We start from the raw sequence: 15,946 nt of genomic DNA, 5'->3' as shown, positions 1-15,946 counted from the left end.
TTAACACGACGCTGCGTGCTCTATGAGGGTTAATAAGCCACTGTGGATAAGGAATTCTGCGGTATAACGGGCGCCTATCGTATGTGGCACAAGCGAATTGAGTAAAAAGCAAGACCAGGCGGCAGATAAAACAGGGGCGCCCCGTCGGCTTAGAGGAAAAGCAAAATGAGCATCAATATCGGACCAGCAGTCATTGACGATCTTCGCCCCCGCATCACTGTGGTCGGGATCGGCGGCGCGGGCGGCAACGCGATTGCGAACATGATCGCTTCAGAAATCGAAGGCGTCGAGTTCATTGTTGCGAACACCGATGCGCAGGCATTGAGCAGCAGCCCTGCCGAAAAACGCATCCAGCTTGGTCCTGATATTACAGGCGGCCTTGGCGCGGGTGCCCGGCCAGAAGTCGGCAAAGCCGCTGCTGAAGAAACCGTAGCCGAAGTCGAAGAAGCGCTTGAGGGCGTCAACATGGTCTTCATCGCGGCTGGCATGGGCGGCGGCACCGGTACGGGCGCTGCTCCAGTCATTGCAGAGGCCGCACGTCGCAAAGGCGTGTTGACCGTTGGTGTTGTGACCAAGCCATTCTTGTTCGAAGGCACGCGCCGCATGCGTGCTGCGGAAGCTGGCATCGCCGAGCTTCAGGACCACGTCGACACTCTGATCGTAATTCCGAACCAGAACCTGTTCCTAATCGCGAAAGCTGAAACGACTTTCAAAGAAGCTTTCGAGCTTGCTGATGAAGTCCTGCAACAAGGTGTTCGCTCGATCACCGATCTCATGGTTATGCCGGGTCTTATCAACCTCGACTTTGCCGATGTCCGCTCTGTTATGAGCGAGATGGGTAAAGCGATGATGGGTACGGGCGAGGGTGAAGGCGAAACGCGCGCTCTGGATGCTGCAGAGCAAGCCATCGCCAACCCGCTGCTCGACGGTGTCAGCATGCAGGGCGCCAAAGGTGTGATCATCTCGATCATCGGCGGCGAGGACATGAAGCTTCTCGAAGTTGATGAGGCTGCGAACCATATTCGCGAGCTCGTTGATGAAGATGCAAATATCATCTGGGGAAGCGCGTTTAATCCTGACCTTGATGGTAAAATCCGAGTTTCTGTTGTCGCTACGGGAATTGAACCTGGCGCTGCAGGGCAAGCTGATAGCTCTGCGGCGGTTTCGCTTTCCAGTTCGCGCGCGCCAAAGCGGCCTGTGCTTGAGCTTCCCGAAGATAATGAGGTGGCCGAAGAGCCAGCACCGGTGGAGGTTGAGGAGCAAGAGCCTCTGACGCTGACGGCTCCGGAAGTGCCGGAATTCGAAGCCGAACCGGAGCCAGAACCAGAACCAGAGCTGGAAAAAGAACCCGAACTCTCCAACGAAGCCGAGCCGTTCGATTTGAGCGGCATGCAGGCTGGTGACGATATGGGAGAGGAAGACGACGATGTTGATGGCATCGTCGATCCACTCGCTGGCCTTCGCGGTGTCGAAGAAGAGCCATATGATTTGTCGACAGCTGACGACGCAGAACTGGCCGATCCGGCTGATGATAGCCTGTACGGTCAAGCCGATGATGAAGGCTTTGCTGAGGGCGCCGACGAGGGCACGCTTGACCTGACAGGTGAACTGGCAGCGGGCGACAGCAACGACGAAATCCTTTCTGATGCCGATCGTTTGGCAGAAGAAGACAAGCCGGTTGAGGCACGTCTTGGCGGACGCAGACGCAGTCTCTTGGGCGGCGGCGCTGACGGTGAAGCGAGCGACGGCGGTGCCGATGCAGGTCAGGCTGGTGGCGGCGGAGCTGCTGGTGGAAGCACGCTGTTCGAGCGTATGGCGAACCTTTCGCGGACTGGTTCGGACGAGAATGAGGACGGCGAAGATGATGATAGCGATGGTGATGATGCACCAGCGCTCAGCATCCCGCGTTTTCTTGGTCGGCAAAACAATCAGTAATGAGAGAAGCTGACGGCTGCTCTTCGGTTCGCCTTAGCATTTGAAGTTCTCGGCTCGGCGTGAACGCAAGGCTATTCGCCCTGCGTTCAGACCCATGGGGCTATTCGCATTCTCAGAATTGATTAGCTGACATTGAAATGACGAGCGTTCCGATGATTACTCCGCGTGCCTTATCGTTAGCTGTCGCATCTCTTTCGGTGTGCATTGCATTGCCGACGAATGCGCAGGATTCGACATCACGCGAGGTGGTTCAGGCCCTGCCGTCCAAAGACGCGCAATTGCTTAATCGTGCTCTGTTGCGTCTCGCCAAACGACCCGAAAATGTAGCCGCGCTTTTGGAGGCTGGCGAAGCTTCCACAAAGGTCGGTGATTTGGACGCGGCAATGGGTTTTTATGCCAAAGCCAACGGTATCGCGCCGAACGATGCCCGGGTAAAACTTGGCATGGCAGGCGTGTTTCTCAAATCCGGTAGACCGGTCGATGCGCTACCGCTTTATGCGGCTGCGCAAAGTGCGGGAGCGGATGCGGGCGATTTGTTAAGCGACCGCGCGCTTGCGTTCGATATGGTCGGCGATACGGTAAGCGCGCAACCGGCCCATCAGCGCGCAATTTCGCTCAGGCCCGATGACACTGAGGCAAAGCGCCGCCTCGCTATCAGCTATGCTATTTCCGGCAATAAGGCGGGCTTTGAAGACGTTTTGCGTCCGATGCTCGACCGCCGGGATTTCGCGTCATTTCGCACCCGTGCATTCGGGCTCGCAATCATGGGGGAGCAGGAACGCGCTGCGGCGATTGTTGACGCGGTGATGCCGCGGGATCTTGCAAGCAGGATCAACCCATATCTTGAATTCATGCCGCGCCTGACCAAGGCCCAGCAAGCCGCTGCAGCCAATCTGGGCATCTTTCCGCAGGTCGCCGACATAGGCCGCGAAGACCCGCGCATTGCCGCCTATACTAGCGGTGTAACGAGCAGCGATTCTGCGATAGCAAGGACTGCGGATAGCAAGCTAGAGCCATCGGGCGCACCTTTGGGTGAGCGAACCGAAGCCGTAGCTCAGGTCGCCGCAGCAGCCCCGGCACCCGAGCCCGGGTTTGACCTAGCTGATGTTGCGCAAGCTCCAGCAGAATCGCCAAGTCCTGCAACAACACAGGTTGCGATTCCGACCCCGCAACCTGCGAGCGTCGCCGATGCTTTCGCCGATCTTGGTGATGCGGCGTTGCCCGCGACAAAGGCTGGCGGTGAGGCCGTTGATCTCGCTGCGATTGAGATTCCGCGCGAAACCAAGCCAGAACCGAAGGCGGAAGAACCAGCCAAACCCGCCCATCCAAGCCGCATCTGGGTGCAGCTTGCAACAGGGCGGGATGTCTCTGCGCTGAAATTCGATTGGCGCCGGTTTAGCCGTAAGGCCCCTGACTTGCTCGATGGTTTTGAGCCGCATGTGACCCCTTGGGGGCAAGCCAATCGGTTGCTTGCAGGGCCGGTTTCATCTCGCAAAGCGGCAAATGAACTGATCAGTGCGCTAAAGCAGAAGGGTGTCGACACTTTCCGCTTTACAAGCCCAGAAGGTACTGAAATTAAAGAGTTAAAGTAGTTCTTTTGAACCATCCCCGCCTTTCTGTGCACAAGCTTTAAACAAGCGAAATCGGTTCTCCCCAGCCGCTATTGATGCGCGCATTGCCAAGCAGTGCGCTGGACAGGCATTCCACAAGCCGATGTTACAAATGGCACCCAACCAATGAGAACGAGCGAACACGATTTCGTTGCGCAAGATGACGCGGCTCCTGTCGAAATGCTCGCCGCTCTATTCGAAGCGCGCGGATGGTCGTTCGAGATAGTCTCGGACGATGAAATGGCGGGCGAAGTTCAAGGCAGTTGGGCGAAGTACAAACTCAAAGCCATTTGGCGGGCTCAAGACAGTGTACTGCAATTCCTTTGCCTGCCAGAGATCCGCGTTCAGGATGATAAGAAAGAATGCGCATACGAGCTGCTCAGCCTGATCAATGAGCAAATGTGGCTGGGCCATTTTGATATTTGGTCGAACGGCGACGTACTGCTCTATCGTCATGGCGTGTTGCTGGGCGATGACGGTATGTTGAGCTTGACCCAGGCGCAATCGCTCGTCGAAAATGCGATTGACGAATGCGACCGGTTTTATCCCGCTTTCCAGTTCGTTTTATGGGGCGACAAGGCCCCGAAAGCAGCGTTGGAAGCGGCAATGGTTGACGCAGCGGGCGAGGCATAGCCACTAAGAGGTCTTCAACGCTTCAAACAAGGGTCGTTCGCAATGTCCGGTATCAAGCAGCTCCTCATCATCGGTTATGGCAATATGAGCGGCGCGATGCTTGCCGGTTGGCTAGCTGCTGGCGAGGCACCTGAGCGATTCGCAATTCTCAATCGGAGTCCGAAATCCGCTCCTGATGGCGTGAAGGTTTATCGAGATATTGCAGACGCGGTTGCCGCCGGAGGCCACGATGCTGTCATGCTCGGGTTTAAGCCCCAGCAACTGGGTGATGTGGCGCCGGAATTGCAGGCTCTCACTGGTGGTGGCGTTGAGGTATATTCGTTGCTCGCCGGGCTTACACTTGCGCAGTTAAAGAGCGCATTTCCGCACGCTGAAGCGCATATTCGTGTGATGCCGAACTTGGCCTCACGCATCAATAAATCACCGATCATTCTTCTTGAAAGTGGCCTTGTTTCCGAAAGACGTGACAGCACGTTCGGGCTGTTTGATGCGCTCGGGACAGCCGTTTGGCTGGATGACGAGGATAAGTTTGACCTTGTCACAGCGCTTGCCGGGTCAGGACCGGGATTTGTTTATCGATTTATTGACGCGCTTGCGAGCGCGGCGATCGAGCTCGGAATCGAAGCGGCTCAAGCAGAGGCATTGGCGGTAGCCATGGTCGATGGTGCATCATCGCTGGCTGCGGGCGAAGCGCTTTCTCCCGGCGACCTGGCAGATCGCGTCGCCAGCCCGGGCGGAATGACACGCGAAGGTATGAATGTACTCGATGCCGATCAGGCTCTGCACAAACTGCTGGTAAGAACCCTGAAAGCAACTGCAGAGCGCGGCGCGGAATTGTCCGCTGGAAACGGTTAACACCCGTCAACATCTCAGGATCGGTTTTGCTTGAAATTGGGCGATAAAACACCGATATTGATTGGGACAGGCGCGTATTGTCGCGCCGCATTTGGAGACAAGGGATCCATTATGTCTGATTGGAATGACACACAGCGCACCGGCTTTGGCTCGGTGCCGCGCGCTGGCGGCGATGTTGCTGGCGTTGCCTATGATCAGGGCCTGCGCAAGCACATGCTCTCGATCTATAATTACATGGCCTCCGGCGTTCTATGGACCGGTATCGTAGCACTTATGTTCTCATGGGGCGGTGCTGAATCACCTGCGTACTCGCTCGCCATCAATGGCGGCCTGCTTTTCTGGGCAGTAAAGCTCGCTCCGCTAGCGTTCATTCTAGCCATGAGCTTCGGCCTTCACAAGATGAGCCAAGCGACACTCCAAATCGTATTCTGGGCGTTTGCGACTGTCATGGGTCTATCGCTCTCGACGATTTTCCTCGTCTACACGGCTGAATCAATCGCCGTTACGTTCTTTGCAACGGCTGGCGCCTTCGCCGGTCTCTCGCTGTGGGGCTACACTACGAAGAAGGACATTTCGGGCTGGGGCAGCTTCCTGATCATGGGCGTGATCGGTCTGATCATCGCCATGGTCATCAATATTTTCCTCGGTTCCGAAACCATGGCTTTCGTCATTAGCGGTATCGGCGTGCTGATCTTTGCGGGCCTCACTGCTTACGATACGCAGCGTCTGAAGAACGAGTATCAGTATGTGCGCGGCACTGACTTTGCGGGCAAAGCCGTGATTATGGGCGCAACCAGCCTGTATCTCGACTTTGTGAACATGTTCATGTTCCTGCTTCAGTTCCTCGGCAGCCGCGAATAATCGCGCTTCCGATACGGTCCGGATGATTGAATTCGGATCAAACTGGTGAAATCTGCGATGCCCGGAGCCTTTCATTAGGTTTCGGGCATTTGCTTTGCTATCTCAGGTGACTATCGCTTTGCACTTCATTTGCGAGCAAGGCGGTTTCAGGCATGATGCCAGCTGGTCACTGAGAGAGAGCGAATATGAAAAAAGCGGATGCAGGCAATCGAAAGCCCGCCGGACTGAAAATTACCAGCGTAGCGGTTGCCATCGGCATGCTTGCCGCGTGTACAACTCCGCCGCCTCCACCGCCGCCTCCACCGCCTCCGCCGCCGCCGCCGCCAGCAGCTGAGATCATTCCGCTTCGACCATTGCCGCCAGGCGGCGCGTCCTATGTGATGAAGATTCCAGCCAAGAGTTCGCTCGGTGGCCGAATGACGGTCAATTCGGGGATCAGCGATGATGAAAAAGTGTGGCACTTCCGTTCGGCATGGAACGTTGCTGCTCTCAATTGCACCGCTGCACGGTTCCAACCGATCCTCGATGCTTACAGTGTTTACATCAAAGACCATGCGCGCGCCCTCAAACGGGTCAATGATCGTATCGATCGCAAGTATCGCAGCGAAATGGGGGCACGCCGGGCAGGAATCATTGCCCGCGAAGGCAAGATGACCAGCGTCTACAATTACTTTGCTTTGCCGCCGGCACGTCGCGGTTTTTGTGCGTCTGCGCTCGATATCTCAAATAGGGCACTGACGACGCCGCCGACCGATCCGATTGCCTTTGCGATGGAGAACTTCCCTCTACTCCAGCAACCATTCCTGACGTTCTTCGACCAGTATGCTGAATATCAGAATCTGTCGGCGAGCTGGGATGCCAAATATGGTGCAAAATATGGCCCCTCGCAGCCTGGTTGGGTGGCCGTCCAAAATGCTCGTGCCAACGGGGTTGTTGTCCCGACTGCCGGGGCGGATCCCGTAACCACTCTGGCATCTCCTACCGCTGTGGGAGGGACTGTGGTCGACAGCCAAACGGGTGCAGAAGTGCCGGTCGTGCCTGTTCAGGACGGCTTCGTTTCTCAGCCCGTTGTTGAACCTATCCAGACGGAGGGTGACAGCACCGAGGATCAGACCCCGGCGCCTGCACCGCGCGGCTTGCGATAAAGCGCCTTCGCGGGTAACGCCGCGCAATCACTTCGGTAACGGGAATGCGGTTAGATTCCGCAGCTGTCCCTGCAACTGTAAGCGGTGAGCGATTGTTTCGCGTGATCTCGCAAGAGACGCAGCCACTGAGGGAAACCTTGGGAAGGTGAGAAACAAGCGCGCTGATCCGTGAGCCAGGAGACCGACCGGAGCGTGTCGCTTGTTGCCCCTCTCAGGGATTGGAGAGGCGCGAAAAAGACTTTCGTTTCGAGCGACGAATAGCTGGCCGTGCGGGCATTTTCGTGCGGTCATTTGTGTTGCTCATTCGGAAGGAATCCGAGAATGAATACGAAATATTTGTGCGGTGCTGCGGTTGCAGCGCTGTGTTTGGCTACGCCCGCTTTGGCACAAGACGTTCGGGCTGATTACGACGAAGCCGAAGATGATCGAAGTATCACGTTGCAAACGAACATTCGGATCGAAGGCATTCTAGTCAGTGCAAATCGGGATGACAGCCCAGGCTACATAGAAGACTACACCGGTTCAGCCACGATCATTGAGCGCGAGGACATTGCCAATAGGCAAACGCGCGATATTGCCGATGTGCTGCGCGATGTACCGGGCGTCGCGGTCAGCAGCGTCGCAGGCCAGACCCAGATCCGGCTCCGCGGTTCGGAGGCGAACCATGTGCTCGTGCTGGTGGACGGGATCGAGGTTTCCGATCCCTTTGCCGGTGAGTTCGACATTGGCACATTGCAGACCGAAATCGGCAGCAAAGTGGAGGTGCTGCGCGGCCCGCAGTCTGCGCTTTATGGCGCGGACGCTATCGGTGGCATCGTCGCTTATGAAAGCGCACGCGGCGCGCAAGTGAATGGCTTTGGTGTGCGCATTGAAGCCGGTACTAACAATACGATCAACGGTTCAGCACAGTTTGGGATCGGCAATTATGACGCTGACCTTGCGATCAATGCGACTGTTGTTAGCACAGATGGTGAGCCAAACGCTCGCGGCGGTACGCGCAATCTTGGCCGCGACAGCTACACTGTATCAGGCAAAGGATCGGTACGCCTTGCAGGCGCACTGGAAGCCCGTGTGGCGGCACGGTTTATCCGAACCGACGGCGACTTCAACAATTCGGATTTTGACACGACCAGCCCGACTTTCGGCCTCATTATCGACACACCAGAGACGCGGTTTGAGAACGAAGCGATCTATGCGCTTGCCGGGCTGAACCTTACGACTTTTGACGAAGCATGGACGCATGACATTTCGGCGCAACTCGCCGATATCAATCGCGACACGTTTGGAGCTTTTGGCCGAAGCGGCGGAAGCGAAGGAGATCGCCTGAAGGCATCCTATGTCAGCGCGGCCCAGTTCGGTGCCGGAAACCAAAATCATTTCATCACACTCGCGACCGACTGGGAGCGGGAACAGTTCCGCAACAATGACCCCTTCGGAACGGCGTTTGCTGGGCGGCGCGAAATCGAGAATGTTGGTTTGGTCGGCGAATACCGATTCGCCGGCAGAGACGTCGATTTCTCAGCGGCGGTTCGTCACGATATCAATGATCGTTTTGCGGACGAAACCACTTTCCGCATCGGAGCTGGCTACAACATCACGGACACTACCCGCGTGCGGACCAGCGCAGGATCAGGCATCAAGAATCCCGGGTTTTTCGAGCTGTTTGGATTCTTCGACGGGCAATTTATCGGCAACGAGGATCTACAGCCTGAAAAATCGACCGGCTGGGAAGTGGGCATCGACCAGAGCTTTGCAGACGGGAAGGCGAGCGTTTCGCTAACCTATTTTGACAGCACTCTCGAAAATGAGATTTTCACGACCTTTCCAGCGCCCACTTTCATCGCCACGCCTGCCAATCGGCAGACGGACAGCATTCGCCGCGGCGTTGAAGTGTCCGCGAGGGCAGAGCTCGGCAATGGGTTCTCGTTCGATGCGGCCTATAGCTACCTCGATGCAAAGGAAGACGGAATTGAAGAAGTCCGTCGCCCTGATCACATCGCAAGTGCATCGCTCAATTGGACCGCTCCGGACGACGGAGCTTCAGCCACGCTGGTTATACGCCACAATGCCGAGACCGAAGATCTTGCTTTCACCGACCCAAGCTTCATCCCTGTTCGCGAAACACTGGAAGATTTTACGCTCGTCAATTTCTCTGGCGAAGTACGCCTCACCGAGGGTGTGAGCCTGTTCGGACGGGTCGAAAATCTGCTTGATCAGACATATGAGCAAGTGTTCAGCTTCGTCTCGCCGGGCCGCACAGCGACCGTCGGAATCCGCGCTAAGTTCTAATCTTCTCGCAATTCATCGAGGAAATGCATAGGTGCGTCCCATGCATTTCCTCGATCAAGCCAAAATCTATCTCAAATCCGGTGCCGGAGGGCCAGGAGCGGTCAGTTTCCGGCGCGAGAAGTATGTCGAATATGGCGGTCCTGACGGCGGCAATGGCGGCAAAGGCGGCGATATCGTGTTCGAGGCGGTTCAGGGCCTGAACACGCTGATCGACTTTCGCTACGCACAGCATTTCAAAGCCAAGCGCGGCAATCACGGGCAGGGCAAGGATCGCACTGGTGCGGCTGCGCCTGATCTGGTGATCAAGGTCCCGGTGGGCACTCAGGTTCTCTCCGAAGACAAAGAAGAGGTTCTCGCCGACTTTACTGAGATCGGTCAGCGCATCGTTTTCCTTGAAGGCGGCATGGGCGGGCGCGGCAATGCGTCTTACAAAAGCTCAACCAATCGCGCCCCGCGTCAGCATCAGCCGGGCACTCCGAGTGAGGAGATGTGGGTTTGGCTACGCTTGAAATTGCTGGCCGATGTGGGCCTGCTTGGCCTGCCCAATGCGGGTAAATCGACGTTCATCAATGCCGTTTCAAATGCTCAGGCGAAGGTCGGTCATTATGCCTTTACGACACTGGTCCCGAAACTAGGTGTCGTCTCGCATAAGGGGCGCGAATTTGTGCTCGCTGATATTCCCGGTCTGATCGAAGGCGCTGCGGATGGTGCAGGGATTGGTGACCGGTTCCTCGGTCATATCGAGCGCTGCCGTGTGCTCATTCACCTCGTCGATATTGCAGGGGATGATCCCGCTGAAGCGATGAAGATCGTTCAGGACGAACTGGCCGCTTACGGTTCTGGGTTGGAAGACAAGCCGCAATTGATTGCGCTGAACAAGCTTGATCTCGCTGATGCTGAACTCGGCGATGCCTTTGCCAAAGAGCTGATGGACGCTGGCGCGGACAAGGTTTTCTCGATTTCAGGCGCTACTGGTGAGGGAATCTCCGAACTGATGGATGCGGTTCTCGGGTACCTCCCCGACCGAACATCGACAGAGACGAACACCGTCGAAGTCGAGGATGAAGACGAGGCGGGCGGGGAATGGTCCCCGATCTAACTCTATGGCGATAGGCACGATTTCAGACCTCGCTACGGCGCGCAGGATTGTCATCAAGATCGGCAGCGCGCTTTTGGTGCGATCGGGCGAGCCTGCCAGCGAGTGGCTCGATGCTCTTGTTCAAGATATTGTGGCACTGCGCGCAAACGGAGCCGAAATCATCATCGTAAGCTCGGGCGCGATCGCACTTGGTGCCGCGCGTCTTGACTTGCCGAAGGGCGGCAGAGCCAGCCTTGCAGATGCACAGGCGGCAGCTTCCGTCGGGCAAGTTGCCTTGGCGCAGCTCTGGGCAGGTGCGCTGGGCAAGCATGACCTGACTGCGGCGCAAATGCTTGTGACATTGGACGATCTGGAAGACCGCCGCCGCTATCTCAACGCAGCCGCTACCTTAGAACGCTTGCTTGAAGCGGGCGCTGTGCCCGTGGTCAACGAGAATGACAGCGTTGCGACCGAAGAAATCCGTTTTGGCGACAATGATCGTTTGGCAGCGCGGGTGGCGCAGGCTGCTGGTGCTGATGCAGTGATGCTGCTGTCTGATGTTGACGGCCTGTATGACCGCCCTCCTGAAGAAGACCGCGCAAAGCTGATTGAGCGCGTCGAAGGCGTAACTCCTGAAGTTATCGCCATGGCCGGAGCCGGATCGTCCTCTGGTTTGGGCTCGGGCGGTATGCGCGCCAAACTTCAAGCTGCACGGATTGCTGAGCGAGCCGGAATAACGCTCGCGATAATCAACGGTACGGATAGTCACCCGATTGCAAGTTCCATGAAAAACGGGCTTGGGACGGTATTTATACCTGTTCGCGCGGATAGTGCGCGCAAGAGCTGGCTTGGCGGCCGGTTGGCACCCGAAGGTGTGCTGACAGTAGATGCTGGCTGCGTCGAGGCTCTCGAAGGCGGTGCGAGCTTGCTTGCTGCAGGTCTGATCGAGATCGAAGGAGAGTTTCAGCGCGGCGCATTGGTCAGTCTGCATGGCCCGAAGGGGCAGCGATTGGGGCAAGGGCTGGTCGAGTACAGTTCCGATGAATGCCGCGCGATTATTGGCCTTAAACAGGACGACCAAGAGGCGAAGCTGGGGTATGCTCCGCGCGCTGCAGTCGTCCATCGTGATCATATGGTAAGCGGATAGGCATGAGCACAATTGCAATCACCGGAGCGACCGGCTTCGTCGGCAGTGCAACTCTCGAAGTGGCGCTGCACCGCGCGTATTCTGTCCGTGCGCTGACAAGGCGTGTGCAACCGGCGCAGAGCCGCGTTGAGTGGGTGCGCGGTACGTTGGATGACACAGCCGCTTTGACTGAACTAGTCGGCGGGTCAGACGCGGTGGTTCACATTGCGGGTCTCACCAACACGCCCAATCCAGACCGGTTTGAAGCGGCCAATGTTACCGGTACGGCAAATATGATCGCAGCTGCGAAAGCGGCCGGTGTAAATCGTTTTGTTTTCGTGTCGTCACTGTCTGCGCGCGAACCAAACCTGTCTGCCTATGGCGGGTCAAAAGCGCGTGCTGAAGAGCTGGTGAAGGCGAGCGGTCTCGATTGGACCATAGTGCGGCCACCTGCCGTTTATGGCCCGCGCGATGTCGATATGTTCGAGCTGTTCCGAACTGCAAAGTACGGGATCGTTCCGGTTCCAGCGAAGGGGCGTACATCGATTATCCATGTAGAGGATCTTGCGCGGTTGCTCATCGCGCTTGTTCCCGCAAACCCGATCACAAAGGGCCAGACCTATGAGCCATGGGATGACAATGGCTTTGGCTATGAGCATTCTGAGCTCGCCAAAATGATTGGTGAGGCGATGGGCAATGACCACGCAAAAGCTCTGCCCTTGCCGCCAGCGGTCATGCGGTTTGCAGCGAAAGCTGACGGGTTGCTACGCGGATCAAAGGCAAAGCTGACGCCAGACCGGGTTGGCTATATGCTGCACCCCGATTGGGTGTGCGACATGAAGAAAGCGCCGCCGCTATCAGTGTGGCAAGCGGTATGGTCGGGAGCCGATGGGCTCAAGATGACCGCTGACTGGTATAAAGAAGAAGGCTGGCTTTAGTTTTCTAGACTAGGCGAGGTAGAACAGTCTCGGTTACCATAAACGTTTTCGTATGACTCTTCCCAACACTTTGCGAAGCCTTCGAGTACATTCAGGTTCGGTGGCCATCTCATCTGCACGATTGATCCATCCGGTTTTTTGAAGCTGGCACTCTCGGGCTTTGGGACCAATTTCAGGTTCTTGATCGCATTGTCGAGGCGCTCACGATCTCTCTGCAGAAAGGCAATTGTGCCAGCGACGTAGTGGTTCCAGCCGAAATCAGCATCATCTTCCGCGGCTTTATAGGTCAATTTAAACAACGCGATGGCCTCATCGGTTTGGCCAGCCGAGGCGCGCATCTGTCCCTCATGCCAATACAGGATGGAGGCATGGTCGCGCTTTGCATGGCGCCATTCCCGGATAAGCTCGGCGGCAGCGGCCTCGCAGCCTCCAGATTCGCCGATTCTCCGCCAACCGCTGTTCATTTTTTGATCGAAGTCATTTCGATCAAGCTTGAGCATTGCGTCGAGATCGTAAGAGCAATCGGGCGCGTCCGAAGGCACATCCGTTGGTTCAGGTAAAGCAGGCTGAGCAGCGGCGAGCATCAGTGAGATCAACATGGGGAGTAGCTAAACCATGAGCGATCTGAACTCAGCTCTAACGGATCAAAGGAACGGTTCCTCGCCCGGCTGGTGGATGCCGCATTCGACCTTGTCCCAGCCTTTCCAGCGGCCCGAGCGTGGGTCGTCGCCATCTGCCACCTTGTGTGTGCATGGCTCGCATCCAATCGACGGGAAACCTTCGGCCACAAGCGGGTGACGCGGTAGATCGTGCTCTTCCAAATAGGCGTTAATGTCTTCCGCAGTCCAATCGATCAGCGGATTGATCTTGAGCCTGCCCTGCGCGTCTGAAGTGTCCACTTCGAAACGCGGCAAATTTGCGCGTGTCGAAGATTGGAACGCCTTGCGGCCCGTAAAGCTCGCATCGTAATCGGCGAGTGCCCTTGCGAGCGGAATGACCTTTCTGATTTCGCAGCAGCCATCCGGATCATAGGACCAGCGCAAACCGGTCTCGTCTTTGGCCGAAAGGTTGGCCTCGTCCGGTGTCAGCACCACGAGATTGGTCAGGCCAAGCCGCTCCACCACTTCATCGCGGTATTTGATCGTGGCAGCAAAGTGCTTTCCGGTGTCGAGGAACAGGACGGGTACCGATGGATCGACCTGCGCGATCAGATGGAGCAGGACGACACTTTCCGCGCCAAAGCTGGATACGGTCGTCACATCGCCGGCAAGGCTGCTTTTGATCACGGCATCGAGCATTTCCTGTGTCGAGGAGCCGCGAAACATCCGGTTGAGCCGCACGGCATCGTGCTCTGTAAAACGCGGGGCAGTATCGATGCGGTCAATTTTGCGGACTTCATTCATGACGCAATTCCTGAATGGTTTTGCGGCCATCGATCGTGGTCTGGTACACATTATCCCACGTTGCGAAGGCACGCTGCGCATCGTCTTCATCCAGCGGTGTATCGGGTGCAAAAGCATCAAAGCCGCAGCGGCGCATATGGCTGAGTTGATCGATCAACACATCTCCGACCGCGCGCAACTCGCCTGTATATCCGGCCTCGCGCAGGATGCGCGCAGAGGAATAGCCTCGCCCGTCAGCAAAGCTAGGGAAGTTCACTTCGACGAGCGCAAGCCTATCAAGAAACGGCAAGAGCGCACGCGCATCGTCGCCTGGTTCAATACGCACAGCAGTTGCGTTGGTCTGGTCGCAGCAGGCATCGACCGTGACAGTGCCGTGATCGGCGACCTCATCATCGCGGAAACGGAACTGCACTTCGTCTGGGGATGTCCCAAGATCGTCACGATCAGTCATAAAGCGCCTCCTTGAACGGGGCCATTCCGATGCGTCGGTAGGTGTCCAGGAACCGTTCCTCTCCCTCGCGCTGATCGAGATAGACATCGGTCACTTTCTCAACCGCTTCGATCACGCCGTCTTCGTCAAAGCCGGGGCCAGTGATCTTCGCGAGTGAAACATCCTCCGCCTCGCTTCCGCCAAGGGAAAGCTGGTAGTTTTCCTTGCCCTTCTTATCGACGCCCAAGATGCCGATATGACCGGCATGGTGGTGTCCGCAGGCGTTAATGCAGCCCGAGATTTTGAGCTTCAATTCGCCCAATTTCTCGGTCTTGCCAGACGCATCGAATTTTTCCGAAATGCGCTGCGCAAGAGGAATAGAGCGGGCATTGGCCAGCGCGCAGTAATCGAGGCCGGGGCACGCGATCATGTCTTCGATCGTGTCCATATTCGGAGCGCCAAGATCAGCTGCGTCGAGCTGCGTCCAAAGCGCATGAAGATCGGCGATCTTCACATGCGGCAGGACGACGTTTTGCGTGTGCATGATGCGCAGCTCGTCAAAACTGTACTGCTTGGCCAGCTTCGCCATCACGCGCATCTGATCGCCGGTTGCATCTCCGGGAATGCCTGCAACAGGTTTGAGCGATATAACTGCACTGGCATAGCTGTCGTGTTTGTGTCGGTGCGTGTTGCGATCCACCCACAAAGCAAAATCGGGATCAGAGCGATCCACTGTTTTGGGACCATCCTCAAAGGCGGGATCGGCAAAGAACGGCTTGATACGCTCGAGTTCCTCGCGCGGAGGCTCAACGCCCTGTTCAAGCATGTGCGCGAATTCTTCCTCGACCTGACGCGTATATTCGTCCTTGCCTAGCTCATGGACTAGGATCTTGATGCGCGCCTTGTACTTGTTATCGCGCCGTCCGTAGCGGTTGTATACGCGCAGGCACGCCTCGGCATAGGTGATCAGTTGATCCAGCGGCACAAAGTCGCGGATCATCGGGGCAATCATCGGGGTGCGACCCATACCGCCACCGACAAAGAAGCGTGCGCCCACTTCGCCGTCTTTCTCGACAATTTGGATGCCGATATCGTGCAGGCGCATCGCAGCACGGTCTTTTTCCGATGCAATCACGCAGATTTTGAACTTGCGCGGCAGATAAGTGAATTCCGGATGGAAGCTCGACCATTGCCGCATCAGCTCTGCGTAAGGGCGCGGATCGACAAGCTCGTCATGTGATGCGCCAGCAAAGTGATCGGACGAAATGTTGCGAATGCAGTTTCCGCTGGTCTGGATCGCGTGCATTTCGACTTTGGCCAGATCGGCGAGGATGTCCGCCGCATCCTCCAGTTTGATCCAGTTATATTGCAGGTTCTGACGCGTGGTGAAGTGGCCATAGCCGCGATCATATTTGTCCGCGATATTGGCGAGCGCCGTCATCTGCTCGCTGTTCAGCGTGCCATAGGGAATGGCGACGCGCAGCATGTATGCGTGGAGTTGCAGGTACAGGCCATTCATCAACCGCAGCGGCTTAAACTGGTCTTCGGTCAGTTTGCCTTCGAGGCGACGACGTGCCTGATCGCGGAATTCTTCAACGCGGGCATCGACCATTTGCTGATCGTAATTGTCATATTTGTACATG

The 15,946-nt window shown here is 56.7% G+C and carries 14 protein-coding genes and 1 riboswitch; of the genes, 10 read left to right on the top strand and 4 right to left on the bottom strand.

Features of this window, described 5'->3' with window-relative positions; genetic code table 11:
* Nucleotides 1-165 precede the first annotated feature (165 nt).
* From ftsZ to MWU39_RS10000, 10 genes are all read left to right on the top strand, one after another.
* Nucleotides 166-1,935, top strand: a complete 1,770-nt coding sequence (gene ftsZ / locus MWU39_RS10045; RefSeq protein WP_247159852.1) for a cell division protein FtsZ — start codon at nt 166-168, stop codon at nt 1,933-1,935.
* Between the two features lie 209 nt (nt 1,936-2,144).
* Nucleotides 2,145-3,527, top strand: coding sequence for a tetratricopeptide repeat protein (locus MWU39_RS10040; protein ID WP_247159851.1), 1,383 nt, complete (start codon nt 2,145-2,147; stop codon nt 3,525-3,527).
* 144 nt (nt 3,528-3,671) lie between these two features.
* Complete coding sequence (locus MWU39_RS10035; protein WP_247159850.1) at nt 3,672-4,178, top strand: YbjN domain-containing protein; 507 nt, start codon at nt 3,672-3,674, stop codon at nt 4,176-4,178.
* Nucleotides 4,179-4,220: 42 nt separating this feature from the next.
* Nucleotides 4,221-5,033 (top strand): pyrroline-5-carboxylate reductase dimerization domain-containing protein, encoded by an 813-nt coding sequence (locus MWU39_RS10030; RefSeq protein ID WP_247159849.1) that lies wholly within the window; start codon nt 4,221-4,223, stop codon nt 5,031-5,033.
* 111 nt (nt 5,034-5,144) lie between these two features.
* Nucleotides 5,145-5,894: a Bax inhibitor-1/YccA family protein gene (locus MWU39_RS10025; protein WP_247159848.1), complete on the top strand. Its 750-nt coding sequence runs from the start codon at nt 5,145-5,147 to the stop codon at nt 5,892-5,894.
* A 185-nt stretch (nt 5,895-6,079) separates the two neighbouring features.
* The gene (locus MWU39_RS10020) at nt 6,080-7,039 is read left to right on the top strand and encodes a hypothetical protein (protein WP_247159847.1); all 960 of its coding nucleotides are present in this window, start codon (nt 6,080-6,082) and stop codon (nt 7,037-7,039) included.
* Nucleotides 7,034-7,244, top strand: a riboswitch (cobalamin riboswitch). (Overlaps the previous gene by 6 nt.)
* A 116-nt stretch (nt 7,245-7,360) precedes the next feature.
* The gene (locus MWU39_RS10015; RefSeq protein WP_247159846.1) at nt 7,361-9,328 is read left to right on the top strand and encodes a TonB-dependent receptor; all 1,968 of its coding nucleotides are present in this window, start codon (nt 7,361-7,363) and stop codon (nt 9,326-9,328) included.
* Between the two features lie 40 nt (nt 9,329-9,368).
* Complete coding sequence (obgE, locus tag MWU39_RS10010) at nt 9,369-10,427, top strand: GTPase ObgE (protein ID WP_247159845.1); 1,059 nt, start codon at nt 9,369-9,371, stop codon at nt 10,425-10,427.
* Nucleotides 10,428-10,431: 4 nt separating this feature from the next.
* A complete protein-coding gene (gene proB / locus MWU39_RS10005; RefSeq protein WP_247159844.1) occupies nt 10,432-11,553 on the top strand; it encodes a glutamate 5-kinase in 1,122 nt (373 codons plus the stop codon).
* A gap of 2 nt (nt 11,554-11,555) precedes the next feature.
* Nucleotides 11,556-12,470 (top strand): NAD(P)H-binding protein, encoded by a 915-nt coding sequence (locus tag MWU39_RS10000; RefSeq protein WP_247159843.1) that lies wholly within the window; start codon nt 11,556-11,558, stop codon nt 12,468-12,470.
* On the opposite strand, the gene MWU39_RS09995 is transcribed toward MWU39_RS10000, so the two are convergent.
* From MWU39_RS09995 to MWU39_RS09980, 4 genes are read right to left on the bottom strand one after another with little or no spacing between them, the layout of a single operon-like run.
* Entirely contained in the window at nt 12,467-13,069 is a 603-nt protein-coding gene (locus tag MWU39_RS09995; protein ID WP_247159842.1) for a hypothetical protein, read from the bottom strand. The genes MWU39_RS10000 and MWU39_RS09995 overlap by 4 nt on opposite strands.
* 45 nt (nt 13,070-13,114) lie before the next feature.
* Nucleotides 13,115-13,873, bottom strand: a complete 759-nt coding sequence (locus MWU39_RS09990) for a phosphoadenylyl-sulfate reductase (RefSeq protein ID WP_247159841.1) — start codon at nt 13,871-13,873, stop codon at nt 13,115-13,117.
* Nucleotides 13,866-14,324, bottom strand: a complete 459-nt coding sequence (locus tag MWU39_RS09985) for a DUF934 domain-containing protein (RefSeq protein WP_247159840.1) — start codon at nt 14,322-14,324, stop codon at nt 13,866-13,868. Before MWU39_RS09985 ends, MWU39_RS09990 begins: the two co-directional genes overlap by 8 nt.
* The gene (locus MWU39_RS09980) at nt 14,317-15,945 is read right to left on the bottom strand and encodes a nitrite/sulfite reductase (protein ID WP_247159839.1); all 1,629 of its coding nucleotides are present in this window, start codon (nt 15,943-15,945) and stop codon (nt 14,317-14,319) included. The genes MWU39_RS09985 and MWU39_RS09980 overlap by 8 nt, the downstream gene beginning before the upstream one ends.
* Between the last annotated feature and the right edge of the window lies 1 nt (nt 15,946).

Source organism: Erythrobacter sp. F6033, assembly GCF_023016005.1.
Taxonomy (GTDB): Bacteria; Pseudomonadota; Alphaproteobacteria; order Sphingomonadales; family Sphingomonadaceae; genus Erythrobacter.
Note: the sequence above shows the minus strand (reverse complement) of the source record. Positions and strands in the feature narration are given on the sequence as shown.

Bases quoted from the DNA above. Each gene is read 5' to 3' on its own strand.
- ftsZ (WP_247159852.1), top strand. From the start codon at position 166: ATGAGCATCAATATCGGACCAGCAGTCATTGACGATCTTCGCCCCCGC.
- MWU39_RS10035 (WP_247159850.1), top strand. From the start codon at position 3,672: ATGAGAACGAGCGAACACGATTTCGTTGCGCAAGATGACGCGGCTCCT.
- MWU39_RS10030 (WP_247159849.1), top strand. From the start codon at position 4,221: ATGTCCGGTATCAAGCAGCTCCTCATCATCGGTTATGGCAATATGAGC.
- MWU39_RS10025 (WP_247159848.1), top strand. From the start codon at position 5,145: ATGTCTGATTGGAATGACACACAGCGCACCGGCTTTGGCTCGGTGCCG.
- MWU39_RS10020 (WP_247159847.1), top strand. From the start codon at position 6,080: ATGAAAAAAGCGGATGCAGGCAATCGAAAGCCCGCCGGACTGAAAATT.
- MWU39_RS10015 (WP_247159846.1), top strand. From the start codon at position 7,361: ATGAATACGAAATATTTGTGCGGTGCTGCGGTTGCAGCGCTGTGTTTG.
- obgE (WP_247159845.1), top strand. From the start codon at position 9,369: ATGCATTTCCTCGATCAAGCCAAAATCTATCTCAAATCCGGTGCCGGA.
- proB (WP_247159844.1), top strand. From the start codon at position 10,432: ATGGCGATAGGCACGATTTCAGACCTCGCTACGGCGCGCAGGATTGTC.
- MWU39_RS10000 (WP_247159843.1), top strand. From the start codon at position 11,556: ATGAGCACAATTGCAATCACCGGAGCGACCGGCTTCGTCGGCAGTGCA.
- MWU39_RS09995 (WP_247159842.1), bottom strand. From the start codon at position 13,069: ATGTTGATCTCACTGATGCTCGCCGCTGCTCAGCCTGCTTTACCTGAA.
- MWU39_RS09990 (WP_247159841.1), bottom strand. From the start codon at position 13,873: ATGAATGAAGTCCGCAAAATTGACCGCATCGATACTGCCCCGCGTTTT.
- MWU39_RS09985 (WP_247159840.1), bottom strand. From the start codon at position 14,324: ATGACTGATCGTGACGATCTTGGGACATCCCCAGACGAAGTGCAGTTC.
- MWU39_RS09980 (WP_247159839.1), bottom strand. From the start codon at position 15,945: ATGTACAAATATGACAATTACGATCAGCAAATGGTCGATGCCCGCGTT.